This window comes from Citrobacter sp. Cpo015, assembly GCF_030333035.1.
Lineage (GTDB): Bacteria > Pseudomonadota > Gammaproteobacteria > Enterobacterales > Enterobacteriaceae > Citrobacter > Citrobacter portucalensis.
This window is the reverse complement of sequence record NZ_JAOWGS010000019.1, coordinates 50,049-74,602: the sequence shown is the minus strand read 5'-3', so window position 1 is coordinate 74,602 and position 24,554 is coordinate 50,049. Positions and strand designations below refer to the sequence as shown.

Here is a 24,554-nt window from a genome sequence, read left to right as displayed (position 1 = left end):
ACAGGATATGAATTTCTTCCAGAAAATTATTTACGAAGCATCACTTCGATAAAGTCTTTCCAGTTCCCCAGTTCACGTTCAATCATAACAACCTCTCTTATTATTATGGGCATTCTACGAAATCATCATCATTAAAAGAAGGCAATTTAACCGATGGTTGCGATTGATTCCTCCAGTGTTTGGGGTTTATGTGATCACTATGCGCTATACCCATAAATTTTATGTGACTTACTGCAATATTTTGAAATATTCATACATCATCTACTACTTTTGCAATTCTGATGGAAAAACAGGCTGATGCAAACAGGCAGATTCTGATTTTTAGTTATACGGTATTTTTTGGAGCTTTCAGGAATCATTATTCACTGTTGTTCAACAATGTTATATTTTTCTATAACGATTGAATGACAATATGTATTATTCATTGCCACAGAATAAAAGAATAAATATTCAAGTTACGTCAATAAGGATTCAAATGATCACCCTTTACGGCATTAAGAATTGCGACACGATTAAAAAAGCCAGACGCTGGTTGGAGGCTCAAGGTATTGACTACCGCTTTCATGATTATCGCGTCGACGGTCTGGACAACACGCTATTACAGTCCTTTATCAGCGAATTAGGTTGGGAGGCGCTGCTCAATACGCGTGGAACCACCTGGCGTAAACTCGATGAATCCACGCGCAGTCAAATCACCGATGCGGCTTCCGCCGCCGCGTTGATGATTGAAATGCCAGCAATTATCAAACGCCCATTGCTCTGCGCGCCGGGTAAGCCTATGCTGCTTGGTTTCAGTGAATCCAGTTATACTCTGTTTTTTAATGAGGTGTAGTCTATGTCGTGCCCGGTCATTGAGCTGACACAGCAGCTTATTCGCCGTCCTTCCCTGAGCCCGGATGATGCCGGGTGCCAGGCGTTAATGATTGAACGCCTGCGCGCGGTAGGTTTTACCGTTGAGCGAATGGACTTTGGTGACACACAGAATTTTTGGGCATGGCGCGGTAAAGGTGAGACCCTGGCATTTGCCGGTCACACCGACGTAGTGCCTGCCGGCGATGTCGATCGCTGGATCAATCCACCGTTCGAACCGACCATTCGCGATGGCATGTTGTTCGGGCGTGGCGCTGCCGATATGAAGGGTTCACTGGCGGCGATGGTCGTGGCCGCAGAACGTTTTGTCGCCCAGCATCCAAACCATCAGGGTCGTCTGGCCTTTTTGATAACGTCTGACGAAGAAGCCAGCGCCAAAAACGGCACCGTGAAGGTGGTTGAAGCGCTGATGGCGCGTAATGAACGACTGGATTATTGCCTGGTGGGTGAGCCATCCAGCACGGAAATCGTTGGCGACGTGGTGAAAAATGGACGTCGTGGTTCACTGACCTGCAACCTGACCATTCACGGCGTGCAGGGCCACGTAGCCTATCCGCATCTGGCCGATAACCCGGTACACCGCGCGGCCCCCATGCTCAACGAACTGGTGGCGATCGAGTGGGATCAGGGTAACGAATTCTTCCCGGCGACCAGCATGCAGATTGCCAATATTCAGGCTGGAACCGGAAGCAACAACGTTATCCCTGGAGAACTGTTTATCCAGTTCAACTTCCGTTTCAGCACTGAGCTGACCGATGAGATGATTAAAGCACGGGTTCACGCGCTGCTGGAGAAACATCAGCTGCGTTATACCGTCGACTGGTGGCTTTCCGGTCAGCCGTTCCTGACCGAACGCGGTAAACTGGTGGATGCAGTGGTGAACGCCATTGAGCACTATAATGAGATTAAACCGCAGTTACTGACTACAGGCGGGACGTCCGACGGGCGTTTTATTGCCCGCATGGGGGCGCAGGTAGTAGAACTTGGGCCGGTCAACGCCACTATTCATAAAATTAATGAATGTGTTAATGCCGCCGACCTGCAGCTGCTTGCCCGTATGTATCAACGTATCATGGAGCAACTCGTCGCCTGATGAGTGTTCCTGTAAGAGGAAATGAGCATGGACTGGCTGGCAAAATATTGGTGGATTCTGGTGTTGGTGTTTCTGGTAGGCGTGCTGCTGAACGTGATTAAAGATCTCAAGCGCGTCGATCACAAGAAATTTCTTGCCAACAAGCCGGAGCTTCCCCCACATCGTGACTTTAACGATAAATGGGATGACGACGACGATTGGCCGAATAAGGACCAACCGAAGAAATAATTAGTAGGCCGATAAGTCCCGTAGGCCCGGTAAGCGTTAGCGCCACCGGGCATTACGTGCCGGATGGCAACGCTTCGCGTTTTATCCGGCCTACGGTGATCAATCAGATCATGGCAATCACATCATCATCGTGAGGCTTACCGCCGCTCAGCGCTTCATCAAAGTAGTGCTTCGGTACGGTAAAACGCAGATGATCGAGCGCAAACTGCATGCTGCGTTCATCAATGGCATGCCCCAGATTTTCGACGATATCCAGCGTCACATCCCCACCGGCGCGAATTAACGCTTCCTGCGCGGCAACGGCATGAGATAACTCAATTACCCGGTCTTCACCACCGTGAATCAAATGCACCGTCGTCGCGGTGGTTGCAGCCTCTGGCAAGGTGGCATAGCGGCCATTGAAGGCGATGACCCGCGATGCCAGCCCCGGCTCAGCTTTGATGCTCTCAAGTGACATAATTGAACCCTGAGAAAAACCAATCAGCGCGGTTGCCTGCGGCGAAACGCCGCTTTGCTTCTGCCAGTAGCGCACGGTTTCGATAAACACCGGCATAATGGCGTCAACACGTTCCTGACGATTCTCTTCTGTTACGCCCTGCACCGAAAACCACTGACGTCCGGACGTCGTTCCGTAAGGCTCTGCTCCACCAATGCTAACGATTAGCGCATCCGGAAACAGCGGCGCAAACCAGGAGCCGATTTCGCCCATGGCAACCGGGTTATCGCCGACGCCATGAAACAGCAGCAGTAGCTGTTGAGCGGGTTTATCGGGACTTTGAACAACAAAATGGTCATGTTTCATGGCGATCTCCTTAACTGATGAGAATCATTCTACGCCGCTTAACCGCAATGACCATGCCAGGAAATTGAAGAAGTTAGTGAAAAAATTGCCATTGCATAATGCGATTATGTAGCCGTTGTTCACGCTCTGCATCTAACTGATTTAATGCCTGCGCCGCTTCGGCGCGCTGAATGATCAGCAACGCTTTACGACCAGAAATCTTGAGCTGTTGGCACAATTCGGCGTCGCTACGTTTTGCCTGGATGCGTCCGCGCAAGGCCGGAAGAGGTAACTCACTGTGCTCAAGCAGACGACTCAGACAGCCTAGCGACGTCAATAATGGCCGATGCGCGAAGGCAAACCCAGCCAGCTCAGCCCAGTCATCCTCATTAAGCGTAGTCTCTTTCAGCGGGACCAGCGGAATGCTCTCACCGTTCCATCGCGCAAGGATTTCCGCATCACGGCGCAAATGCTGGTGCTCCCGCTCGGCAAGGCGTTTCCCCGCTTCGCTAATGGGAAGTAACGCCATGGCGGTATAACAGCCGCTGCTGGCTTCCCGATGATTTCCCATTCGCACCAGCACAAAACCGCAGCGTTGCCAGAAACGCCATAGTTCAGCCGTATAACCAAAGCTGACGGACAGATAATCACACTGCATGGAATAACGCAGGGCCTGCATAATCAACTGCTGTCCGATACCTTCTCGCTGGCGCGCAGGATGAACCGCAATTCGACTGACCCGTCTCCCGACGAGCGTCGCCGCCAACGGGTCACCACCGTGCGCCGCCAGCGACTGCGCAACCAGATTCCCTCTCGGTCGACGATATCCGGCCCAGACGGCCTGGCTTAATTCCGCGGATAGTCCCCCTTCATCGACCAACCAGACGGCTCCCGCTACGGAGTCAGCGGTTGATGCCTGAAGAAAATGCTGACCAGGCGCGTCCATCATCCGCCGCAGGTCCAATGGCGAGGTGCGATAATGCGCTCCGGAAAGCAGCAGGTATACCGCTAACGGCAGCGCCGGATTAGCATGCCAGGACTGTTGCTCAAATGCCGAGAAGTGAAGCTCCCCCAATGGGGCATGCGTGAACGTTTCATCATCAAACACCAGCGCATCGCTGACGATTTGCTCCAGCGGACATCCCTGCGCCCAGCGTACCGGTTGTTGCAACTCATAGCGTTGAAGATTGGGGAAGCGGGCACAGAATTTCAGCAAGAAGCCTCGACCCGTTCCCTCGTAGCCTTGTACTGTAGTGGTTAACAGCGTACGAGGAAAACACGCCACCAGTTGATGCAGCAGCGGCGCGGGGATCGCGGCGGCTTCATCCACAATCAGCCAGTCTGCGATTGCAGAACTGCTTAACAGCGCATCCGGGGCCATAAAACGGTAACGCTCTCCGGCAAATTGCGCCAGCACATCCGTTGCCGCTTTGGCAGGCGCTGTCACAATCGCAGTGCCGTTAATCCGCGCTATGAGTTGCCCTGCCAGAGCGGACTTGCCCCGACCCCGTGCGGCCGTCACCGCAACCACACCGGGAGGCATAGCCAGTAATTGATTTAATACCATCGCCTGTTCTGGCTGGGGTTCGCCGGTTGCCGCGTGCCAGGCTGCGCGAGCAGGAAAGTGCGGACAGGAAACCGGCTGATGCTGCTGCCAGTGCAGAGCCTGTCTATCGCGGGAAATCACCCGTTTGACGTGTTCAATAAAGTGCGGTGTAGGGATAGGTTCAGCACAATCGCTCCAGCGTAGTGAATCCGCGTCCGGATGCGTGTGCCAGGAATGCCAGGGTGGGGTCAGCAAAACCAGCCAACTGCCAGCAAGCAGTGTGCCGCTTAAGGCGGCAAACGCCGCAGCGTCAAAACCCTGCCCTGCGTCAAAAACCGCATGACGAAACTCGCGCCCTAATAATGTTTTTAGCGCCTGCGGCGTACAGCACGGCTCGGTAGGGGCTTGCTCCCCTACCCACAGCCAGTCGCCGGGTAACGTGCTACGTAGCGCTAATGCCTGTTCCTGACACCAGTTATCCTCGCCGCTGATAATCAGCAGACGACGGATCCCTTCGTGGGTCATTTGTTCGGTTAACGCGCTCAGCGCCGTGTTATCGGACATCCCTGCCTCAGTATCTTAAATACCTTTACCAAAAGTATTACATTGCCCCGGATCGCCGCTATCAAAACCGCGTTTGAACCAGGTAAAACGCTGTTCAGAGGTTCCGTGAGTAAAGCTGTCCGGCACGACGCGTCCTTGTCCCTGCTGTTGCAGACGATCGTCACCAATGGCCTGTGCGGCGTTCAGTGCCTCTTCCAGGTCACCAGACTCCAGAACGCCCTGCTGCTGCATGCTGTGGCCCCAGACACCGGCAAAGCAGTCTGCCTGCAGTTCCATTCGAACGGAAAGACGGTTCACTTCTGCCTGTGAGGCATTCTGCTGCATCTGACGAACTTTAGGTTCAATGCCCAGCAGTTTCTGCACGTGGTGACCCACTTCATGGGCGATAACATAGCCCTGAGCAAAATCACCATCGGCGCCCAGCTTGTTTTTCATGTCGTCATAGAATGAAAGGTCGATGTAAACCGTACCATCTGCCGGGCAATAAAACGGTCCCATCACGGACTGACCCGCGCCGCAGCCGGTACGCGTCGCGCCCCGGTACATCACCAGCTTCGGCTGTTGGTAGGTGCGACCCATTTTTTCAAACTGCTGTCCCCAGGTATCTTCTGTTGTAGCCAGAATCACCGAGGTAAATTTTGCCGCTTCATCATCGTTTGGGCTGATGGAGCGTGATGATTGCTGTTGGGAGACCGGCTGGCCAGTCATTAGCCCGGTGAGATCCACGCCATAGTAACCCGCCACCAGCACCACAATCAGCAGGATGATGCCTCCTTTACCACTGGGCAGACGAAAACCAGGCCCACCCATAGAGGGGCCGCCAGAGCTGTTTCGTCTGTCTTCCACGTTGTCACTTTCACGACGCCCTTGCCAGCGCATAATCACCTCAACTTTTTATTCATTATGATGATGATCGTAGGCGGTTCGGAACAGGATTACCATAAGAAATAGTAATCAAATCAGGTGGGGTTAATGAGCCGGAGAGCGATCGCCGGCTCAGGGGAAGATTAGTCTAACTTCACACCCAGGCGATGCGCGACGGCTTCATAGGCTTCGATCAGGCCGCCCAGACTCTGGCGGAAGCGATCTTTGTCCATTTTATCCAGCGTTTCTTTATCCCACAGGCGGCTACCGTCCGGTGAGAATTCATCACCCAGGACCACTTCACCTTTATACAAACCAAACTCAAGTTTGAAGTCGACCAGAATCAGACCAGCATCATCAAACATCTTTTTCAGCACGTCGTTAGCTTTGTAGGTCAGCTCTTTCATACGTGCCAGATTCTCTTTGCTCACCCAACCAAAAGTTTCGCAATAGGAATCGTTAATCATTGGATCGTGCATAGCATCGTTTTTCAGGAACAGATCAAACAGCGGCGGATTCAGTTCAATACCTTCCTCAACGCCTAAACGCTTAACCAGAGAGCCTGCCGCGCGGTTACGTACCACACATTCAACCGGTACCATCTCCAGTTTTTTCACCAGACATTCGGTATCAGAAAGCAGTCGCTCCATCTGGGTAGGAATACCCGCTTCTTGCAGTTTAGTCATAATGAAATGGTTGAATTTGTTGTTCACCATGCCTTTACGGTCAAACTGTTCAATGCGCGCGCCATCCCCTGCTGACGTATCATTGCGGAATTCGAGCACCAACAGGTCCGGGTTTTCCGTGCTGTATACGGTCTTCGCTTTACCACGATACAACTCAGCTTGCTTTTGCATCTTTATTACTCCTGGGTGTGAATTAACGATAAATATTGCGTTTTTCTGCCGACGCACACGTTTGCGTATCATATCAGAAAAAAGGGCTGGAGTTATCCAGCCCTTTATTTTTACTTACTGAACGCTGCCTGGAAGACGGCGACCAGCGCGTCGTTCTGGCTTTGCGTCAGGGTATGCCCCTTCGGATCGATAAACTGCAAGCTGCTGCGGTTGTCTAAATCACCGACCTGCAGTTTATAGTCGCCGGATACCAGACCCGGATCGCTTGCGCCCAACTCCTGCCAGTTGCTATCGGACAGTGGTTTGTAGGTCACCGCGATGCTGCCCTGAGAACGGGTGCTGTCGGTTACCTTCATCCCCACTTTCTCAAGCGCTGCCGGCAGACGCTGCCACACCACGTTGAACGGTCCACGTACCACCAGCATTGGTAAACCGGTGTCATCGGCGGCGCTCTGAACATCCATGGTGGCTGCAGAGCGGTTCTGCGCGGCATTCGCGGCGTCGGTGGCGTTCTTATCCAGACCAGCAGAGATAACGTTCATCATCTCAGCGCTGTAACGCTGCATTAATGCCGCATCGGCTACGGGTTTACCCGCCTGCTCGAGGTTAACCAGTTTCACCGTTACCGCTTGCTGATAGCCCTGCGGTTTAACCGAGATTTGATAACGTCCACGGTACTGCTCGTCTTCATCCAGACGGTTCCAGTCAACCCAGTCGGTGGTCAACGTCTGGCTGGCATCATCACGTTTGGTGATCGTGTAGTTTTTAGACTGAATGACGCTAACGACCTGCGGCCACAGTGTGTTGCCACGACCGTTTTCCACCAGTAATGTCGACGTATCACCCGCGATCTGTGTGCGAGCACCGGTGACTAATGCTAACGGCTGAGCCGGTGGACGAATATCCAGCGCTTTACCCACGGCACCACTGCCGTTGGTTACCGGGATATTATAGTCGCCCGACATAACCGGCAAAATCATCCCAGCTGGAGCATGAAGCTCAGCAAGCGGTGCGGCCTCCAGATAGGATTCATCACCGCTCACCTGGCGCTTATAGCGCGAGTCAGAGCTACAGGCCGCGAGCAACATAACAAGCGAAACACCCGCAACCTTGGCCAGGCGCGACTTTTGTACTGAGTAAGCCATCAAATCTCCCTAAACTTTACAGCAAACCGGCATGCTTAAGCGCCGCTTTGACGATTTCACGAGCATTGTCCGTGATTGGCGTCATCGGCAGACGTAGCGTATCGGTCGCCACAAGTCCCAACTCCTTACACGCCCATTTCACGGGGATAGGATTGGGTTCGACAAATAGTTTGTTGTGTAACGGCATCAGACGCTGGTTAATCACCCGCGCCTCGGCAAATTGCCCGGCTGCCGCCAGTTTGCACATTTCAGCCATATCACGTGCCGCAACGTTAGACGTTACGGAAATCACGCCATGACCACCGAGCTGCATAAAATCCAGTCCGGTCGCGTCATCACCGCTGAGCAGAATAAAGTCGTCCGAAACCAGCTCTTTGATCTGGTGAACGCGACTTAAGTTCCCCGTGGCCTCTTTAATAGCGATAATATTTTTAACTTTCGCCAGACGACCAACGGTTTCCGGCAGCATATCGCAGCCAGTACGGGACGGCACATTATACAGAATTTGCGGCAGGTCAGTATGCTCAGCGATGGCTTTGAAATGCTGGAACAAACCTTCCTGGGTTGGGCGGTTGTAGTAAGGCGTCACCGTCAGGCAGCCGACAACACCGCTGTCGTTGAAACGCTGCGTCAGACTAATGGCTTCCGCGGTCGCATTGGCGCCGGTTCCGGCAATCACCGGAATACGCCCGTCAGCCAGTTCCAGCGTCATCATCACCACATCGCCATGTTCATCATGACTCAGGGTGGCGGACTCACCGGTGGTGCCAACAGAAACGATCGCCGAGGTGCCGCTGGCGACATGATAATCAATCAGTTTTTTCAGGCTCGACCGGCAGACTTTACCTTTCTCATCCATCGGCGTAACAAGCGCGACAATACTTCCCGTGAACATGGGCCATCCTCTGTGCAAACAAGTGTCTCAATGGTACGTTTGGTACGACAATAAAAGCAAGCGACCAGAGCCGTTCTGATTGTTGTATGCATGTTTTTTTTATGCTTTCCTTATGATTACCTCACCGCTCAAAGGAAGAACAGGTTTGACATCGTCATCGCAACACTATCTGGTCATTACTGCGCTGGGTGCCGATCGCCCAGGAATTGTGAACACCATCACGCGTCATGTCAGCAGTTGCGGCTGTAATATCGAAGACAGCCGACTGGCCATGCTGGGTGATGAGTTCACGTTTATCATGTTGCTGTCGGGAACCTGGAATGCCATCACCCTGATTGAATCAACCCTGCCATTAAAAGGCGCAGAGCTGGATTTACTCATTGTGATGAAGCGCACGACCGCGCGCCCCCGTCCGGCGATGCCTGCTACGGTATGGGTGCAGGTCGATGTCCCTGATTCTCCCCATTTGATTGAACGTTTCACCGCTCTGTTTGACAGCCACCAAATGAATATTGCGGAACTGGTTTCACGCACGCAACCGGCTGAGAATGGAAAGGCGGCGCAGTTGTTTATTCAAATTACCGCACATAGTCCTGCGTCACATGATTCGGCAAATATTGAAGATGCGTTTAAAGCACTCTGTACAGAACTCAATGCGCAAGGCAGTATTAACGTCGTCAATTACTCACAGCATGATGAACAGGATGGAGTTAAGTAATGAACCCACTGAAAGCCGGTGATATCGCACCGAAATTTAGCTTGCCGGATCAAGACGGAGAACAAGTAAATTTAACCGACTTCCAGGGACAGCGTGTTCTGGTTTATTTTTACCCGAAAGCCATGACACCCGGCTGTACCGTACAGGCCTGCGGCCTGCGCGATAACATGGATGAGTTAAAAAAAGCGGGTGTTGAAGTGCTGGGGATCAGCACTGACAAACCAGAGAAGCTTTCCCGATTCGCGGAGAAAGAAGTCCTGAATTTCACGCTCCTGTCCGATGAAGATCATCAGGTTTGCGAGCAGTTCGGCGTCTGGGGTGAGAAGTCATTTATGGGCAAAACCTACGATGGCATCCACCGCATCAGCTTCCTGATTGATGTCGAAGGAAAAATTGAGCATGTGTTTGATGACTTCAAAACCAGTAACCACCACGACGTGGTAATGAATTGGCTGAAAGAGAACGCCTGACCGTGAAATGCCGGATGGCGGCGTGAACGCCTTATCCGGCCTACAAATGCACGCGCGTAGGCCGGATAAGACGCGTTAGCGTCGACATCCGGCAGATGACTGCCCGGTTACTCAAACGTCCCTTTCACACACGCTTTCTGCTCCCTGACTACGGCTTTTCCCTTCGCCCACAGGTGATGAACTTCCAGCGCGTCGTTGAGCACCAGAATGTCCGCATCGCATCCCACCGCCAGACGCCCTTTATGCTCCAGTGCCAAAAATTCTGCGACCGTACGCGTCAGCGGACACAGCGCCTGTTCCAGCGGTATGGCATGAATCTTCACCAACTGGCGCACCGTCTCAGCCAGTGATTCAAACCCCGCGACACCGATGCCGGTGAGATTGCCAAGCTCATCAAATTCCGGCTGGCTGCCGTTGCCATCCGAACTAAGGGTAATGCGCGACAGCGGCACGTTCTGGCGCAGCGCCGTGGCGATAGCCGTGGCCGGGTCGACGGGCTCATCAATGCTGCTGGTAATGTCGATATAACCACCTTTACGGGCATACTCCAGCGCCGCCTGGAACAGCGGTTCCGCACGGTTAACGTGTGTCGGCAACAGTTTAGTAATCGGCACATCGCAACAGTCAAGGATCTGGTACAACGGTTCCAGCATGCGCGGGCTGTCGCCCATATGGAAAACGCTGATCCCCGGTTTGCGCCCTAACAATCCGCCGACACGCGACTGCGCCGCCATATTTGCCAGCGCCGAGGTATCCGGGGCTGAAGAACGATGGTCCGAAACCGCACATTTCACACCAATCACTTTATCGATCAGCGCTACATCGCGATCGATACTGCCGGTAATAGTCGGGGAAGGCAGAGAATACGCCCCGGTCAGCATCCATGCGCTGATGCCTTCAAACTCCAGCGCGCGGGTTTTTGCCAGCAGCGATTCCGGGTGACGGGTAATGCCATCGGTACCCAGCAAACCCACCACCGACGTGACGCCAGCTTCAACCAGCCGTGACAAGCGCACTTCCGGCGTGCGGGTATGCGGCCCCGCCTCCCCGCCGCCGCCAATAAGATGGACGTGTTGATCGATAAATCCTGGGCACACAATCGCGCCGTCAAGATTGATACACTCGCAACCGGGAAAGTCTTCAGGAGAAATTGACGGGGCGATGGCAACAATTTTGCTGCCGGAGACCAGTATATCCTGTCGCCCTAAATCTTCCGGCGCATACACGTGTCCCTGCTGGAACAACGTCAAATCAAGAATTGAACAGTTCATAACCTTCCTTGTCAGGCAATAACCTGCATAACCCAAATAGAGAGCAGCGCATTAATGACGCATACCGCAATAATTAGCGGGTAATAACGAGGATGAACCCCCGCGGTCCCCAGACAACGGCCCACATTTTGCACCGGATTGCCCATCAGGTAGATAGCCGGTAACAACACCGTGGCATCATGTCCCGAAAGCGTACCGGCGACAACCAGGCTGGCGCACACGCCGACGCCGCCTCCCATACTCATCACCGCTGCCAGCAGCACAGTGGCAGATTCCCCCGGCAGCCCCCACAGCGCCATTACCGGCTCGCATACCCGCCCGACAACCTCGAGCAGCCCTGTCACCTTCAGCGCCTGAATAATCACAAACGCCATCACCACGTTAGGTAACAGACTGGTTGTTGCAATGGTAAACCCGCGCCGTGCGCCATCGATAAACATATCCATGACGTTTTTACGTACCTGTGTTGTCATCTCACGCCTCCTGCTGCATACGGCGATTTTCCAGCTGCGCGATCCATACACGCAACAGGTTCGCGCCCACAAATTTGAAGACAAGGATCACCGCCAGCGGCGTAATCACCGGAACGGTCACCATCGTAAACAGCGCTGCGCCAGAAGAAAAATAGTTGGTAATGCACGCGCTGCCGCTGGTTTGCCAGCAGGCAAAAATTGCGCGTTCCTGCTCTGTGATAATGCCCTCTTCCGCCATTTCTTTGGTCATCCCTGCCGCGGCATCGGTATTTTGCAAATTCGCAATCAACGCCAGCGAACAAATACCCGGAATGCCCAGTAACGGACGCAGGACCGGCGTCATCAGCTGTTGTGCCGCGCGCAACCCACCCAACCCTTCGGTGACGGAAATAATCCCGAGCGAAAGAATGACGGAAGGCGCCAGTTCAAGCGCGAATAAGAAGCCGTCTTTTGCCCCCATCCCCCCAGTGCCACGAAAAGAGACTGCCGTGTCGCCCGCAGCATTAATCTGCCCAAACGCACCGTTGAGGACGGTGAAGTCAAAGACCCGCCACCATTCGGTACTTTTCGCAAACATGCCGGAAAAAAGAATAATCGTAATAAAAAAAGCGAGATAACCGCCCCATCCCACCTTTTGCTGCGTGTGTGTGCTGTGACCCATTTTGTTCTCCTGTTGGCCTTAATCCTTGTGTGACTAAAAGACATCACGATGGTCAAGTTAAAGACAAACGCGGAGAAAAACGACAGCAGAAGAGATTATTCAGAAAGTGTGGATAGAGGTCAGACAAGTTCAGATCCGGCGACATGATATCGCCGGATCTTGCAGATTAGGATTCGTCAACGACCTGACCATCCGGCCAGGCATGCATTACCGCTTTGATTAACGTCGCCAGAGGAATCGCAAAGAATACGCCCCAGAATCCCCACAGACCGCCGAAAATCACCACGGAGAGAATAATCACCAGTGGATGCAGATTGACCGCCTCGGAGAACAGCACAGGAACCAGCAAATTGCCGTCCAGTGCCTGGATTATCAGGTACACAGCAAAACAGCTCCAGAACTCGGTGCCAAGCCCGAACTGGAACAGCGCCACGCCAACCACCGGAATCGTCACCACAAAAGCGCCGATATACGGGATCAGCACAGAGAACCCGACCAGCACCGCCAGCAGCAGCGAATAGTTGAGACCAAACAGCAGGAAGCCGAGCCAGGTTGCTACGCCGACCACCACCATTTCCAGCACCTTCCCGCGGATATAGTTGGTGATTTGCTGATTCATCTCTTTCCATACCTGCCCCGCCAGCCCGCGGTTACGCGGCAGCACCCGGCGCACGGCGTTCAGCATCTGTCCTTTATCTTTGATCAGGAAGAACACCATCAATGGGACGAGAACCAGGTAAACCGCCAGCGTCAGCAAACCGACCAGTGAGGCCAGCGAATATTTCACCACCGAATCGCCCATGGTGAGCATTCGCGAGCGCATATTTTCCGCCATCGCATCAATGATGCCCGCATCCATCAGCGCCGGGTAACGTCGTGGCAAGGTGGCGGCAAAATCAGACAATTTATTGAGCATGCCGGGCATGTCGCGGATCAGGTAAATTCCCTGCTGCCACGCAACGGGCATCACCACAAAGGCCATCAGCAGTAAAATACCGACAAACACCACCAGCACAATCGATGTCGCCCAACGCCGTGAACACCCAATATGTTCCAGCCGCACTGTCGGCCATTCAAGCAGGTACGCCAGCACAATGGCGACCAGCAGCGGCGCCAAAAGACCGCTAAAGAAAAACAGGATGCCAAAACCGGCAACAAGAATAATCAGCAGGGCGATGGCTTCGGGGTCGCTAAAGCGGCGACGATACCATTGCATCAACATTTCGAGCATAAAACCCTTCCATGAACCCAATAGCGGGATTGCGATCCCGAATTGTATCGAAATGTCACAAAAAAGACTTCGCTTTTTATGGCTGATTACGCAAAGTGAAAAGACATTTTTCCTGGGTGTTCATCGTCAGGTTTCGCAGTTACACTCCGTAAGCTTGCAGAGTGTGAACGATACTTCACAGCATCGGTCAAATGGCTATCTCAAAAAAGAATACAGGACAGAGGTTATGTTCAGGCAGTTGAAAAAAAACCTGGTTGCTACCCTCATTGCCGCACTGACTATCGGTCAGGTTGCGCCCGCATTTGCTGATACTGCGGACACCCTGCCTGATATGGGAACGTCGGCAGGCAGTACGCTTTCCATAGGACAGGAAATGCAGATGGGCGATTATTACGTACGCCAACTGCGCGGCAGTGCGCCATTAATTAACGATCCATTGCTCACCCAATACATTAATGCACTGGGGATGCGTCTGGTCTCGCACGCCGACTCGGTAAAAACGCCCTTCACCTTCTTTTTGATTAACAACGATGAAATCAACGCCTTTGCTTTCTTTGGCGGCAACGTTGTCCTGCACTCCGCACTATTCCGCTATTCCGACAACGAAAGCCAGCTGGCATCGGTTATGGCGCACGAAATTTCCCACGTCACGCAACGCCACCTGGCGCGTGCCATGGAAGACCAGAAACGTAGCGCACCGCTAACGTGGGTTGGCGCATTAGGTTCAATTTTATTAGCAATGGCCAGCCCGCAGGCGGGTATGGCGGCGCTGACCGGTACGCTGGCGGGTACACGTCAGGGAATGATCAGCTTTACGCAGCAAAACGAACAGGAAGCAGATCGCATTGGTATTCAGGTACTGCAACGCTCGGGATTCGATCCCCAGGCCATGCCAACGTTCCTGGAAAAACTGCTCGACCAGGCTCGTTACTCTTCGCGTCCGCCGGAAATTTTGCTGACTCACCCCCTGCCGGAAAGCCGTCTGTCTGATGCCCGTAACCGCGCCAACCAGATGCGCCCGGTGGTCGTCCAGTCGTCAGAAGATTTTTATCTGGCTAAGACACGAACCTTAGGCATGTACAACTCTGGTCGTAACCAGTTGACCGATGACCTGCTGAGTAGCTGGTCGAAAGGCAACGTACGTGAGCAACGTGCGGCGCAGTATGGCCGGGCATTGCAGGCGATGGAAGCCAGTAAATACGACGAGGCGCGTAAAGCGCTGCAACCGCTGCTGGCGGCGGATCCTAACAATGCCTGGTATCTCGACCTGGCAACAGATATCGATCTCGGCCAGAAGAAAACCAGTGATGCCATTAACCGCCTGAAAAACGCCCGCGACCTGCGCACTAACCCGGTTCTGCAGCTCAACCTGGCGAATGCCTATTTACAGGGTGGACAAGCCAAAGAGGCGGCGACCATCCTGAATCGCTATACGTTTAACCATAAAGATGACCCTAACGGCTGGGATCTGTTAGCGCAAACAGAAGCCAACCTGAGCAACCGCGATCAGGAGCTGGCGGCGCGCGCGGAGGGGTATGCCCTCGCGGGACGTCTGGATCAGGCTATTTCGATGCTCAGCAGCGCAAGCTCTCAGGTGAAACTGGGTAGCCAGCAGCAGGCCAGATACGATGCCCGTATTGACCAGCTACGCCAGCTGCAAGAACGCTTTAAACCGTACACGAAAATGTAATTATCGAACCCTTGCCGGATGGCGACGCTGTAGCGTCTTATCGGCCTACGTCAGACGCAAAATGTAGGCCGGATAAGGTCTTTTGGCCGCCATCCGGCAGTATTGTTATGCAAGGAGAAGTCATGTCAGACGCGATTAAAATCTACCATAACCCACGCTGCTCCAAGAGCCGTGAAACGCTGGAATTACTGAAGTCCAACGGCGTGGACCCGGAAGTGGTGTTGTATCTGGAAACGCCGGCTGACGCAGCGACCCTGCGCGAACTGCTGCAAATGCTCGGTATGTCCAGCGCGCGTGAACTGATGCGCCAGAAAGAGGATCTCTATAAATCGCTTAACCTGGCGGACAAAAATCTGAGTGAAGATGCGCTGATTCAGGCAATGGTGGAAAACCCGAAACTGATGGAGCGCCCGATTGTGGTTGCCAAAGGTCAGGCTCGAATTGGACGCCCGCCTGAGCAGGTACTGGAAATCGTCGGTTAACCTGCAACCTGCCGCAGTCTTCTCGGCTGCGGCGCTTACAGCTTCAGAATTTCTTTTACGAACGGAATGGTCAGCTTACGCTGGGCGGTGATCGACGCATGATCTAACTGATCCAACGTCATAAACAGCGTTCGCATTTCACGATCCAGACGCTTTAGCAGAAAACGTCCCACATCTTCCGGCAGTTCAAATCCACGAAGTCTGGCGCGTAATTGCAACGCCTGCAGCTTATCTTCATCGGAAAGCGGTTGTAGCTTGTAGATTTGCCCCCAGTCCAGGCGTGAGGCGAGATCCGGCAACCCCAGATTCAGCTGTCTTGGCGGACGATCGCCGGTGATCAGCAAACGCGTTTTCCCCGACTCCAGGATACGGTTGTAGAGATCAAAGATCGCCATTTCCCACAGCGAATCACCGGCCACACATTCGATGTTATCAATGCAAACCAGCGATAAATGCTCCATCCCGTCGAGCACCTCGGGGACGAACCAGGTGCGTTTATCGAGCGGCACGTAGCCTACCGCATCGCCGCGCGCGGACAGTTCCGCACAGGCTGCATGCAGCAAATGACTACGGCCAGCGCCTTCACGCGACCAGAGATAAATATACCCGCTATGTTCCTGACGCAGCACGTTTTGCAGTGCAGCCAGTAAAGAGGAGTTATCCCCCGGCCAGAAACTTGCGAAAGTTTCGTCGTCAGGAAGATAAAGTGGCAAAGAGAGCTGTGCCGGTGTGTTCAGAGATACCTCAACCCAGGATTTCATAAAATCGCGTTGAGTTTAACACAGAAATACGTCGCGATAGAACCGGGCAGCGCTGCCGCCCGGTCAGAGATTTACTGTTGCGGACTGTCTGCATCTTTCGCGTCAAGCACGACTTCTTCCGGACGCAGCAGGCTGATAACTTTGAAAATCAGGCTCAGACAGACACCAACGATGGTCGCCAGCGCCATGCCTTTCAGCTCTGCGGCACCGATGTGAACTTTCGCGCCACTTACGCCGATGATCAAAATAACCGAGGTCAGGATCAGGTTCTGCGCCTTGTTATAGTCAACCTTCGACTCGATCAGTACGCGAATACCAGAAGCACCAATCACACCGTACAGCAGCAGTGATACGCCGCCCATAACCGGCAGTGGGATAATTTGGATCGCCGCCGCCAGTTTACCCACGCAGGAGAGCAGAATGGCGAAAATTGCCGCACCGCCGATAACCCAGGTACTGTAAACGCGGGTAATCGCCATTACGCCGATATTTTCGCCGTACGTGGTGTTCGGCGTAGAGCCGAAGAAACCAGAGATTACCGTAGACAGACCGTTGGCAAACATAGAACGATGCAAGCCAGGATCGCGAATCAAATCTTTTTTCACGATATTCGCCGTCACCACCAGATGCCCGACGTGTTCGGCGATGACCACCAGCGCCGCTGGCAGGATGGTCAGAATGGCAACCCATTCAAAACGCGGCGTGTAGAACGTCGGCAGCGCGAACCAGTGGGCCTGCGCAATCGGCGTAGTGTCCACAACGCCCATCACGAAGGAAAGCGCATAACCGGCCAGCACCCCGATCAGAATCGGGATAATCGCCATAAAACCGCGGAACAATACAGAGCCAAATACGGTTACCGCCAGCGTTACCATAGAAATGATGATGGTTTTCGAATCCGGTAATTGCCCCTCAGCAGGCAGTAACCCCGCCATACCCGCAGCAACGCCAGCCAGCTCCAGACCGATGACGGCAACGATTGCGCCCATCGCCGCAGGCGGGAACATGACATCCAGCCAGCCGGTTCCTGCCTTCTTAACAATAAAAGAAACCAGGCAGAACAGGACGCCACACATAATGAAACCGCCCAGCGCCACTTCATACCCTAACGGCAGCAGCAGCAGTACCGGGGAAATAAAGGCAAAGCTGGAACCCAGATATGCGGGAATTTTACCCTTACAAATAAAGAGATACAGCAACGTACCAATGCCGTTAAACAGCAGAACGGTAGCCGGGTTGATGTGGAACAGGACTGGCACCAGTACCGTTGCGCCAAACATGGCGAACAGGTGCTGCAAACTAAGCGGGATTGTCTGTAAAAGCGGCGGTCTTTCACTCACCCCGATAGCACGGCGCGTCATAGTGTTTTCCTCTGAGTGTTGTTTGTTATTAGCCATTGGGTTGTTTTATTCAAAAAAAAGCCGACTCTTAAAGTCGGCTTCTTTTCACTTATTCGTTTACTTAGTACCAAAAATCTTATCGCCGGCATCGCCGAGCCCCGGAATAATGTATCCGTGCTCGTTCAGTCCCTGATCGATGGAGGCGGTGTACAGCTCCACATCCGGGTGCGCTTTTTCCAGTGCCGCGATACCTTCCGGTGCTGCAACCAGGACCAGCACTTTAATGCTGGTGCAGCCTGCATTTTTCAGCAGATCGATAGTGGCGATAACAGAGCCGCCGGTTGCCAGCATTGGGTCAACGATCAGCGCCATACGCTCATCGATGTTAGAAACCAGCTTCTGGAAATACGGAACCGGCTCCAGCGTCTCTTCGTTACGGTACATACCAACAACGCTGATACGCGCGCTCGGAACGTTTTCCAGAACGCCTTCCATCATGCCCAGACCCGCACGCAGGATAGGCACAACGGTGATTTTTTTGCCTTTGATTTGGTCAACTTCAACTGGACCGTTCCAGCCTTCAATGGTCACCTTTTCGGTTTCCAGACCAGCGGTTGCTTCATAAGTCAGCAGACTGCCAACTTCCGAGGCGAGTTCACGAAAGCGTTTAGTGCTGATGTCGTTTTCACGCATCAGTCCCAGCTTGTGTTTGACGAGTGGGTGTTTGACTTCCACGATCTTCATACTCTTCTCCTTTCCTCAGACGAATGGCAACCACAAAAAAAATCGCCGGATTATACCGCTTTTCCTCTCTGGCGCAACACTGCATACGCTTGATATGGATCAACCAAAGTCATTTGCGTCTGAATGATGAGTATAAAACAAGCCCCGCACTGATGGCGGGGCTCGCTGTCAATGCTATGAATTTTAAAGATATTCAGCATTGGTCTGGATGACTTTTTGATACCACGAAAAAGATTTTTTAGGTGAGCGCGTTAATGTCCCGCCACCGTCATTATTTTTATCGACATAGATAAACCCGTAGCGTTTTTTCATCTCCCCTGTCCCGGCAGAGACTAAATCAATGCAGCCCCACGGGGTATATCCCATCAGATCCACGCCATCTTCCACCACCGCTTTTTTCATCTCACGTATGTGGGCGGCAAGGTAGTCGATACGGTACTGGTCGTTAACTGTACCATCGTCCTCGCGCACATCAATGGCGCCAAATCCATTCTCCACAATAAATAGTGGCAGTTGATAATGATCCCAGAACCAGTTCAGTGAATAACGCAGGCCAACCGGATCAATCTGCCAGCCCCAGTCCGATTTCTGCACGTACGGGTTGGAAACCAGGCTTTTCGACTCGTCGTAATCCAGCTGTGGGTTGTCCGCCGTTGCCTGGGTCGCGAAAGACATATAATAGCTAAAGCCGATGTAATCAACGCAGCCCTTGGCCAGCGCCTGACGGTCTTCCTCGGTGATATCCAGTTCAAAGCCACGACGGGCAAAGTAGTTGAGAAGATGCCGCGGGTATTTGCCGCGCACATGGACGTCAGTAAACCAGTAACGCCGGTGCATGGCATTCATCGCCATCATCATATCGTCTGGCGCGCAGGTCAGCGGATAGATTGGACACATGGCAATCATGCACCCTATTTGTAATTCCGGGTTAATCTCACGCGCGACCTTTACCGCCAGCGCGCTTGCCACCAGCTCATAGTGCGCCGCCTGGTACATGACCGGCTCGCGGTCTTCGCCAGGCTGGTATTTCAGACCTGAGTTAGTAAAGGGCGCGAAATCTTCGTGATAATTTGCCTGGTTGTTAATCTCATTAAACGTCATCCAGTACTTCACTTTGTGCTGGTAACGAGTGAATACCACCCTGGCAAAACGGACAAAGAAATCGATAAGCTTGCGGTTGCGCCAGCCGCCGTACTCCGTCACCAGATGGTAAGGCATCTCAAAATGCGACAGCGTAATCACCGGCTCAATGCCATATTTCAGGCATTCGTCAAACAGGTCATCATAGAACTGTAGGCCAGCCTCATTGGGTTGTTCTTCATCGCCTAAGGGGAAAATACGTGTCCAGGCAATAGAGGTGCGAAAACATTTAAACCCCATTTCGGCAAACAGCTTTATGTCGTCTTTATAGCGATGATAAAAATCGATGGCCTCATGGTTAGGGTAATTTTTACCGGCAGTCACACCGTCGGTAATTTCACGCGCCACACCATGCGCTCCCGCGGTCATGACATCAGCAACGCTGACGCCTTTTGCGCCCTCCTGCCAGCCACCTTCCAGTTGATGAGCAGCGACAGCACCACCCCACATGAAATCTGCTTTAAATCCTGACATACCCTTCCCCTATCATGATGACTCTGCGCAAAACGCTGTTGATGAGGTCCGCAACAGAAAACAGAAACCGGTTTCAGTACGATACTGTGCATTCGGCTAACAGGATTCAAGCACAAGACTGTACCCGGTTTCATTTTCGTGGCGCAGCTCAAACAAATAGATAAATGATTGTAAAATGCTGAAAAAACCAGCAGATAAAACTTGATGCAGAGCAGGCTCGCAAACGTTTGCTTTCCCTGTTAGAATTGCGCCGAATTTAACTTTTACTGCAAGTAAACATGTGGGGAAGCAGGCAGTGACCGATAAAACCTCTCTTAGCTACAAAGATGCCGGTGTTGATATTGATGCAGGTAATGCTCTGGTTGATCGAATCAAAGGCGTAGTAAAGAAAACTCGTCGTCCGGAAGTTATGGGTGGTCTGGGTGGCTTCGGTGCGCTGTGCGCATTGCCGCAAAAATATCGTGAACCGGTACTGGTTTCCGGCACTGATGGCGTTGGTACAAAACTGCGTCTGGCGATGGATCTGAAACGCCACGACACTATCGGCATTGACCTCGTCGCAATGTGCGTCAACGACCTCGTGGTTCAGGGCGCTGAGCCGCTGTTCTTCCTCGACTACTATGCAACCGGCAAACTGGATGTGGACACCGCAGCCAGCGTCATTAACGGGATTGCCGAAGGCTGCCTGCAGTCTGGCTGTGCGCTGGTCGGTGGGGAAACAGCTGAAATGCCGGGGATGTACCACGGCGAAGATTACGACGTGGCAGGTTTCTGCGTTGGCGTCGTCGAAAAATCAGAGATTATCGACGGTTCAAAAGTGGCTGACGGTGACGTACTGATTGCGCTCGGCTCCAGCGGCCCGCACTCCAACGGCTACTCTCTGGTGCGTAAAATTGTAGAAGTCAGCGGTTGTGACCCAGAAACCACCGAGCTTGAAGGCAAGCCGCTGGCCGATCACTTACTGGCCCCTACCCGCATTTACGTGAAATCCATTCTGGAACTGATCGAGAAGGTTGATGTGCACGCCATTGCCCACCTGACCGGCGGCGGCTTCTGGGAAAATATTCCACGCGTTCTGCCAGACAACACGCAGGCAGTGATCGACGAATCTTCATGGCAGTGGCCAGCCGTCTTCAACTGGCTGCAAACGGCGGGTAACGTCAGCCAGCATGAGATGTATCGCACCTTTAACTGCGGTGTAGGTATGGTTATCGCCCTGCCAGCTCCGGAAGTGGACAAAGCCCTTGCTTTGCTCAATGAGAAAGGTGAAAACGCATGGAAAATCGGTATCATCAAAGCTTCTGATTCCGAACAGCGTGTGGTCATTGAATGAAAAACATTGTGGTGCTCATTTCCGGCAACGGAAGCAATTTGCAGGCGATAATCGACGCCTGCGAACAGAAAAAAATCAATGGCACCATACGTGCAGTATTCAGTAACAAGGCCGATGCGTTCGGCCTTGAGCGCGCACGCGAAGCGAATATTCCGGCACACTCGCTGGAAGCCGCCCAGTTTGCCAGTCGCGAAGCATTCGACCGCCAACTGATACAAGAGATTGACGCCTATGCACCCGATGTCGTGGTGCTGGCCGGTTATATGCGTATCCTCAGCCCGGCGTTTGTCGCTCACTATGCTGAACGATTGCTGAATATCCACCCGTCTTTATTGCCGAAGTATCCCGGCCTGCATACGCACCGCCAGGTACTGGAAAACGGCGATGAAGAACATGGTACCTCAGTCCATTTCGTGACGGATGAGTTGGACGGCGGACCGGTCATTCTCCAGGCCAAAGTTCCAGTATTTGAAGGCGACAGCGAAGATGATGTCACGGCACGGGTTCAGGCTCAGGAACATACCATTTACCCGCTGGTGGTAAGCTGGTTTATCGATGGTCGCCTGAAGATGCGTGATAACGCTGCATGGCTGGATGGCGTTCGTTTGCCTCCACAAGGCTACGCCGCCGACGAATAATAAAAAAACAACCTGTAAGCCGAATGTCACCATCCGGCTTACAGGCATAACTACCTTTTCCGGTTAATACCACCGGTATTCATCTACGCTCCCCCTTTCTCTTTGCTATCAGACGGTTTATTGTCATATTTTTCTGGCACAGTTGGACATCTGAGAGCAATGCTCGCCATAATAAATCGGTAGTGTCCCGTGAATGAAACGGAGTAAAAGTGGTAATGGGTCAGGAAAAGCTATACATCGAGAAAGAACTCAGCTGGTTAGCGTTCAACGAACGTGTACTCCAGGAAGCTGCTGATAAGTCAAACCCGTTGATCGAACGGATGCGTTTCTTAGGCATCTATTCCAATAATCTCGACGAGTTTTATAAGGTTCGTTTTGCCGAACTGAAGCGCCGAATCATTATTAGCGAAGAACAGGGTTCAAACTCTCACTCCCGCCATTTGTTAGGCAAAATCCAGGCCCGCGTATTAAAAGCCGATCAGGAATTTGACGGCCTGTACAACGAGTTGCTGTTGGAAATGGCGCGCAATCAGATTTTCTTAATCAACGAACGCCAGTTGTCGGTCAATCAGCAAAGCTGGTTGCGTCATTACTTTAAGCAATATCTTCGCCAGCACATCACGCCGATCCTGATTAACCGCGAGACGGATTTAGTCCAGTTTTTGAAAGATGACTACACCTATCTGGCGGTAGAAATTATCCGTGGCGATACGATCCGCTACGCGCTGCTGGAAATTCCTTCCGACAAGGTTCCTCGTTTTGTGAATCTGCCGCCGGAAACCCCGCGCCGTCGCAAACCGATGATCCTGCTGGACAACATATTACGTTACTGCCTTGACGACATTTTCAAAGGGTTCTTTGACTACGACGCACTGAACGCCTATTCGATGAAAATGACCCGTGACGCCGAATACGATTTGGTGCATGAGATGGAATCGAGCCTGATGGAGCTGATGTCATCCAGCCTGAAACAGCGTCTGACCGCAGAACCTGTACGTTTTGTCTATCAACGCGACATGCCCAACGCGCTGGTCGAGGTACTGCGTGAAAAACTGACGATTTCTCGCTACGACTCGATTGTTCCCGGCGGGCGTTACCATAACTTCAAAGACTTTATTAACTTCCCTAACGTTGGCAAAGCTAACCTGGTGAACAAACCGCTGCCGCGTCTGCGCCATATCTGGTTCGACAACGAGAAGTTTCGTAACGGCTTTGACGCCGTTCGCGAACGCGACGTGCTGCTGTATTACCCCTATCACACCTTTGAGCACGTTCTTGAACTGCTGCGCCAGGCCTCTTTCGACCCGAGCGTGCTGGCTATAAAGATCAACATCTACCGTGTAGCAAAAGATTCACGCATTATAGATTCAATGATCCATGCCGCGCACAACGGTAAGAAAGTCACCGTGGTGGTGGAATTGCAGGCCCGCTTCGATGAAGAAGCCAACATCCATTGGGCCAAGCGTCTTACCGAAGCAGGCGTTCACGTCATCTTCTCCGCGCCAGGCCTGAAAATTCACGCCAAACTGTTCCTTATCTCGCGTAAAGAAGGTGATGAAGTCGTGCGCTATGCGCATATCGGGACGGGGAACTTCAACGAAAAAACGGCACGCCTGTATACCGACTACTCGTTGCTAACTGCCGATTCGCGCATTACCAACGAAGTGCGTCGGGTGTTTAACTTCATCGAGAACCCGTATCGCCCGGTGACGTTCGATTATCTGCTGGTTTCCCCGCAGAACTCACGCCGTCTGCTGTACGCGATGATCGACAAAGAAATCGCCAACGCGCAGCAAGGACTGCCTTCCGGCATTACGCTAAAACTGAATAACCTGGTCGATAAAGGTCTGGTTGACCGCCTCTATGCGGCCTCAAGCTCTGGTGTGCCGGTCAATTTGTTGATTCGTGGTATGTGTTCTTTGATTCCGAATCTGGAAGGTATCAGCGACAATATTCGCGTTATCAGCATCGTTGATCGCTATCTTGAACATGACCGGGTCTATATCTTCGAGAACGGAGGTGACAAGCAGGTGTATCTCTCCTCCGCTGACTGGATGACAAGAAACATCGACTATCGTATCGAAGTTGCCACACCGCTTCTTGACCCGCGCCTTAAGCAACGCGTGCTGGATATTATCGATATCCTGTTCAGCGACACGGTGAAAGCCCGCTTTATTGATAAAGAACTGAGTAATCGCTACGTACCGCGCGGAAACCGCCGTAAGGTTCAGTCACAATTGGCGATTTACGATTACATCAAATCACTCGAGCAACCTGACTAAAGA

25 protein-coding genes are annotated in these 24,554 nt (G+C 52.6%); 10 read left to right on the top strand and 15 right to left on the bottom strand.

Annotated elements, in window-relative coordinates:
* Positions 1 to 26: 26 nt before the first annotated feature.
* Positions 27 to 86, bottom strand: coding sequence for a protein YpfM (gene ypfM / locus OGY67_RS00415; protein ID WP_001386977.1), 60 nt, complete (start codon positions 84 to 86; stop codon positions 27 to 29).
* Positions 87 to 475: 389 nt separating this feature from the next.
* Here ypfM and OGY67_RS00410 point away from each other — a divergent pair, with 389 nt between their 5' ends.
* Genes OGY67_RS00410 through OGY67_RS00400 form a run of 3 tightly spaced genes read left to right on the top strand, consistent with a single transcriptional unit; the run spans position 476 to position 2,191 of the window.
* Entirely contained in the window at positions 476 to 832 is a 357-nt protein-coding gene (locus OGY67_RS00410) for an ArsC family reductase (RefSeq protein ID WP_003835078.1), read from the top strand.
* A gap of 3 nt (positions 833 to 835) precedes the next feature.
* Positions 836 to 1,963: a succinyl-diaminopimelate desuccinylase gene (gene dapE / locus OGY67_RS00405; protein WP_003037976.1), complete on the top strand. Its 1,128-nt coding sequence runs from the start codon at positions 836 to 838 to the stop codon at positions 1,961 to 1,963.
* 27 nt (positions 1,964 to 1,990) lie between these two features.
* Positions 1,991 to 2,191: a YpfN family protein gene (locus tag OGY67_RS00400; protein WP_003835080.1), complete on the top strand. Its 201-nt coding sequence runs from the start codon at positions 1,991 to 1,993 to the stop codon at positions 2,189 to 2,191.
* A 103-nt stretch (positions 2,192 to 2,294) separates the two neighbouring features.
* Here the strand turns inward: OGY67_RS00400 and ypfH are convergent, their stop codons facing one another.
* The 6 genes from ypfH to dapA form a co-directional block, all read right to left on the bottom strand.
* Positions 2,295 to 2,993 carry an esterase gene (ypfH, locus tag OGY67_RS00395; RefSeq protein ID WP_057066931.1) on the bottom strand — a complete coding sequence of 233 codons (699 nt, stop codon included), beginning with the start codon at positions 2,991 to 2,993 and terminating at the stop codon, positions 2,295 to 2,297.
* A gap of 73 nt (positions 2,994 to 3,066) precedes the next feature.
* Positions 3,067 to 5,082 carry a tRNA(Met) cytidine acetyltransferase TmcA gene (locus OGY67_RS00390; protein WP_286573085.1) on the bottom strand — a complete coding sequence of 672 codons (2,016 nt, stop codon included), beginning with the start codon at positions 5,080 to 5,082 and terminating at the stop codon, positions 3,067 to 3,069.
* 15 nt (positions 5,083 to 5,097) lie between these two features.
* Positions 5,098 to 5,961, bottom strand: a complete 864-nt coding sequence (ypfJ, locus tag OGY67_RS00385) for a KPN_02809 family neutral zinc metallopeptidase (protein WP_032944186.1) — start codon at positions 5,959 to 5,961, stop codon at positions 5,098 to 5,100.
* Between the two features lie 128 nt (positions 5,962 to 6,089).
* Positions 6,090 to 6,803 carry a phosphoribosylaminoimidazolesuccinocarboxamide synthase gene (gene purC / locus OGY67_RS00380; protein WP_003835086.1) on the bottom strand — a complete coding sequence of 238 codons (714 nt, stop codon included), beginning with the start codon at positions 6,801 to 6,803 and terminating at the stop codon, positions 6,090 to 6,092.
* A 110-nt stretch (positions 6,804 to 6,913) separates the two neighbouring features.
* Positions 6,914 to 7,948 carry an outer membrane protein assembly factor BamC gene (gene bamC / locus OGY67_RS00375; RefSeq protein ID WP_286573083.1) on the bottom strand — a complete coding sequence of 345 codons (1,035 nt, stop codon included), beginning with the start codon at positions 7,946 to 7,948 and terminating at the stop codon, positions 6,914 to 6,916.
* 16 nt (positions 7,949 to 7,964) lie between these two features.
* Entirely contained in the window at positions 7,965 to 8,843 is an 879-nt protein-coding gene (gene dapA / locus OGY67_RS00370; protein ID WP_003037957.1) for a 4-hydroxy-tetrahydrodipicolinate synthase, read from the bottom strand.
* A gap of 145 nt (positions 8,844 to 8,988) precedes the next feature.
* On the opposite strand from dapA, the gene OGY67_RS00365 reads away from it, so the two are divergent.
* Both OGY67_RS00365 and bcp read left to right on the top strand, forming a co-directional pair.
* Positions 8,989 to 9,561, top strand: coding sequence for a glycine cleavage system transcriptional repressor (locus OGY67_RS00365; RefSeq protein ID WP_003037954.1), 573 nt, complete (start codon positions 8,989 to 8,991; stop codon positions 9,559 to 9,561).
* Positions 9,561 to 10,031, top strand: coding sequence for a thioredoxin-dependent thiol peroxidase (bcp, locus tag OGY67_RS00360; RefSeq protein ID WP_286573081.1), 471 nt, complete (start codon positions 9,561 to 9,563; stop codon positions 10,029 to 10,031). The genes OGY67_RS00365 and bcp overlap by 1 nt, the downstream gene beginning before the upstream one ends.
* A gap of 107 nt (positions 10,032 to 10,138) precedes the next feature.
* Here the strand turns inward: bcp and iadA are convergent, their stop codons facing one another.
* From iadA to OGY67_RS00340, 4 genes are all read right to left on the bottom strand, one after another.
* Positions 10,139 to 11,302, bottom strand: coding sequence for a beta-aspartyl-peptidase (gene iadA / locus OGY67_RS00355; RefSeq protein WP_079935146.1), 1,164 nt, complete (start codon positions 11,300 to 11,302; stop codon positions 10,139 to 10,141).
* 11 nt (positions 11,303 to 11,313) lie between these two features.
* Positions 11,314 to 11,775 carry a YjiG family protein gene (locus tag OGY67_RS00350; protein ID WP_003835099.1) on the bottom strand — a complete coding sequence of 154 codons (462 nt, stop codon included), beginning with the start codon at positions 11,773 to 11,775 and terminating at the stop codon, positions 11,314 to 11,316.
* Position 11,776: 1 nt separating this feature from the next.
* The gene (locus OGY67_RS00345) at positions 11,777 to 12,436 is read right to left on the bottom strand and encodes a nucleoside recognition domain-containing protein (protein WP_032944189.1); all 660 of its coding nucleotides are present in this window, start codon (positions 12,434 to 12,436) and stop codon (positions 11,777 to 11,779) included.
* Positions 12,437 to 12,602: 166 nt separating this feature from the next.
* Positions 12,603 to 13,667, bottom strand: a complete 1,065-nt coding sequence (locus OGY67_RS00340) for an AI-2E family transporter (RefSeq protein ID WP_286573079.1) — start codon at positions 13,665 to 13,667, stop codon at positions 12,603 to 12,605.
* Between the two features lie 226 nt (positions 13,668 to 13,893).
* On the opposite strand from OGY67_RS00340, the gene bepA reads away from it, so the two are divergent.
* On the top strand, positions 13,894 to 15,357 hold the full coding sequence (gene bepA / locus OGY67_RS00335) for a beta-barrel assembly-enhancing protease (RefSeq protein WP_286573077.1): 1,464 nt from the start codon (positions 13,894 to 13,896) through the stop codon (positions 15,355 to 15,357).
* 122 nt (positions 15,358 to 15,479) lie between these two features.
* Positions 15,480 to 15,839 carry an arsenate reductase (glutaredoxin) gene (gene arsC, locus OGY67_RS00330; RefSeq protein WP_003037937.1) on the top strand — a complete coding sequence of 120 codons (360 nt, stop codon included), beginning with the start codon at positions 15,480 to 15,482 and terminating at the stop codon, positions 15,837 to 15,839.
* 35 nt (positions 15,840 to 15,874) lie between these two features.
* On the opposite strand, the gene OGY67_RS00325 is transcribed toward arsC, so the two are convergent.
* The 4 genes from OGY67_RS00325 to OGY67_RS00310 all read right to left on the bottom strand — a co-directional run bounded on the left by OGY67_RS00325 (position 15,875) and on the right by OGY67_RS00310 (position 20,298).
* Complete coding sequence (locus OGY67_RS00325) at positions 15,875 to 16,576, bottom strand: DnaA inactivator Hda (protein ID WP_211924219.1); 702 nt, start codon at positions 16,574 to 16,576, stop codon at positions 15,875 to 15,877.
* Positions 16,577 to 16,671: 95 nt separating this feature from the next.
* Complete coding sequence (gene uraA, locus OGY67_RS00320) at positions 16,672 to 17,961, bottom strand: uracil permease (protein WP_003835107.1); 1,290 nt, start codon at positions 17,959 to 17,961, stop codon at positions 16,672 to 16,674.
* A 96-nt stretch (positions 17,962 to 18,057) separates the two neighbouring features.
* Entirely contained in the window at positions 18,058 to 18,684 is a 627-nt protein-coding gene (upp, locus tag OGY67_RS00315; protein ID WP_003835110.1) for a uracil phosphoribosyltransferase, read from the bottom strand.
* A 183-nt stretch (positions 18,685 to 18,867) separates the two neighbouring features.
* Positions 18,868 to 20,298, bottom strand: a complete 1,431-nt coding sequence (locus OGY67_RS00310) for a 6-phospho-beta-glucosidase (RefSeq protein ID WP_286573075.1) — start codon at positions 20,296 to 20,298, stop codon at positions 18,868 to 18,870.
* Positions 20,299 to 20,593: 295 nt separating this feature from the next.
* Here OGY67_RS00310 and purM point away from each other — a divergent pair, with 295 nt between their 5' ends.
* The 3 genes from purM to ppk1 all read left to right on the top strand — a co-directional run bounded on the left by purM (position 20,594) and on the right by ppk1 (position 24,551).
* Positions 20,594 to 21,631: a phosphoribosylformylglycinamidine cyclo-ligase gene (gene purM / locus OGY67_RS00305; protein ID WP_020996702.1), complete on the top strand. Its 1,038-nt coding sequence runs from the start codon at positions 20,594 to 20,596 to the stop codon at positions 21,629 to 21,631.
* On the top strand, positions 21,628 to 22,269 hold the full coding sequence (gene purN / locus OGY67_RS00300) for a phosphoribosylglycinamide formyltransferase (protein WP_008785442.1): 642 nt from the start codon (positions 21,628 to 21,630) through the stop codon (positions 22,267 to 22,269). Before purM ends, purN begins: the two co-directional genes overlap by 4 nt.
* Before the next feature lie 215 nt (positions 22,270 to 22,484).
* Positions 22,485 to 24,551, top strand: a complete 2,067-nt coding sequence (ppk1, locus tag OGY67_RS00295) for a polyphosphate kinase 1 (protein ID WP_032944192.1) — start codon at positions 22,485 to 22,487, stop codon at positions 24,549 to 24,551.
* Positions 24,552 to 24,554: the final 3 nt, after the last annotated feature.

What these genes read in the sequence shown, in the direction of transcription:
- bcp (WP_286573081.1), top strand. Translation starts at nt 9,561, where the DNA reads ATGAACCCACTGAAAGCCGGTGATATCGCACCGAAATTTAGCTTGCCG.
- purN (WP_008785442.1), top strand. Translation starts at nt 21,628, where the DNA reads ATGAAAAACATTGTGGTGCTCATTTCCGGCAACGGAAGCAATTTGCAG.
- upp (WP_003835110.1), bottom strand. Translation starts at nt 18,684, where the DNA reads ATGAAGATCGTGGAAGTCAAACACCCACTCGTCAAACACAAGCTGGGA.
- ypfH (WP_057066931.1), bottom strand. Translation starts at nt 2,993, where the DNA reads ATGAAACATGACCATTTTGTTGTTCAAAGTCCCGATAAACCCGCTCAA.
- bamC (WP_286573083.1), bottom strand. Translation starts at nt 7,948, where the DNA reads ATGGCTTACTCAGTACAAAAGTCGCGCCTGGCCAAGGTTGCGGGTGTT.
- uraA (WP_003835107.1), bottom strand. Translation starts at nt 17,961, where the DNA reads ATGACGCGCCGTGCTATCGGGGTGAGTGAAAGACCGCCGCTTTTACAG.
- dapA (WP_003037957.1), bottom strand. Translation starts at nt 8,843, where the DNA reads ATGTTCACGGGAAGTATTGTCGCGCTTGTTACGCCGATGGATGAGAAA.
- iadA (WP_079935146.1), bottom strand. Translation starts at nt 11,302, where the DNA reads ATGAACTGTTCAATTCTTGATTTGACGTTGTTCCAGCAGGGACACGTG.
- arsC (WP_003037937.1), top strand. Translation starts at nt 15,480, where the DNA reads ATGTCAGACGCGATTAAAATCTACCATAACCCACGCTGCTCCAAGAGC.
- OGY67_RS00350 (WP_003835099.1), bottom strand. Translation starts at nt 11,775, where the DNA reads ATGACAACACAGGTACGTAAAAACGTCATGGATATGTTTATCGATGGC.
- bepA (WP_286573077.1), top strand. Translation starts at nt 13,894, where the DNA reads ATGTTCAGGCAGTTGAAAAAAAACCTGGTTGCTACCCTCATTGCCGCA.
- purC (WP_003835086.1), bottom strand. Translation starts at nt 6,803, where the DNA reads ATGCAAAAGCAAGCTGAGTTGTATCGTGGTAAAGCGAAGACCGTATAC.
- OGY67_RS00390 (WP_286573085.1), bottom strand. Translation starts at nt 5,082, where the DNA reads ATGTCCGATAACACGGCGCTGAGCGCGTTAACCGAACAAATGACCCAC.
- OGY67_RS00345 (WP_032944189.1), bottom strand. Translation starts at nt 12,436, where the DNA reads ATGGGTCACAGCACACACACGCAGCAAAAGGTGGGATGGGGCGGTTAT.
- ypfJ (WP_032944186.1), bottom strand. Translation starts at nt 5,961, where the DNA reads ATGCGCTGGCAAGGGCGTCGTGAAAGTGACAACGTGGAAGACAGACGA.
- OGY67_RS00400 (WP_003835080.1), top strand. Translation starts at nt 1,991, where the DNA reads ATGGACTGGCTGGCAAAATATTGGTGGATTCTGGTGTTGGTGTTTCTG.
- OGY67_RS00340 (WP_286573079.1), bottom strand. Translation starts at nt 13,667, where the DNA reads ATGCTCGAAATGTTGATGCAATGGTATCGTCGCCGCTTTAGCGACCCC.
- OGY67_RS00310 (WP_286573075.1), bottom strand. Translation starts at nt 20,298, where the DNA reads ATGTCAGGATTTAAAGCAGATTTCATGTGGGGTGGTGCTGTCGCTGCT.
- OGY67_RS00410 (WP_003835078.1), top strand. Translation starts at nt 476, where the DNA reads ATGATCACCCTTTACGGCATTAAGAATTGCGACACGATTAAAAAAGCC.
- dapE (WP_003037976.1), top strand. Translation starts at nt 836, where the DNA reads ATGTCGTGCCCGGTCATTGAGCTGACACAGCAGCTTATTCGCCGTCCT.
- ppk1 (WP_032944192.1), top strand. Translation starts at nt 22,485, where the DNA reads ATGGGTCAGGAAAAGCTATACATCGAGAAAGAACTCAGCTGGTTAGCG.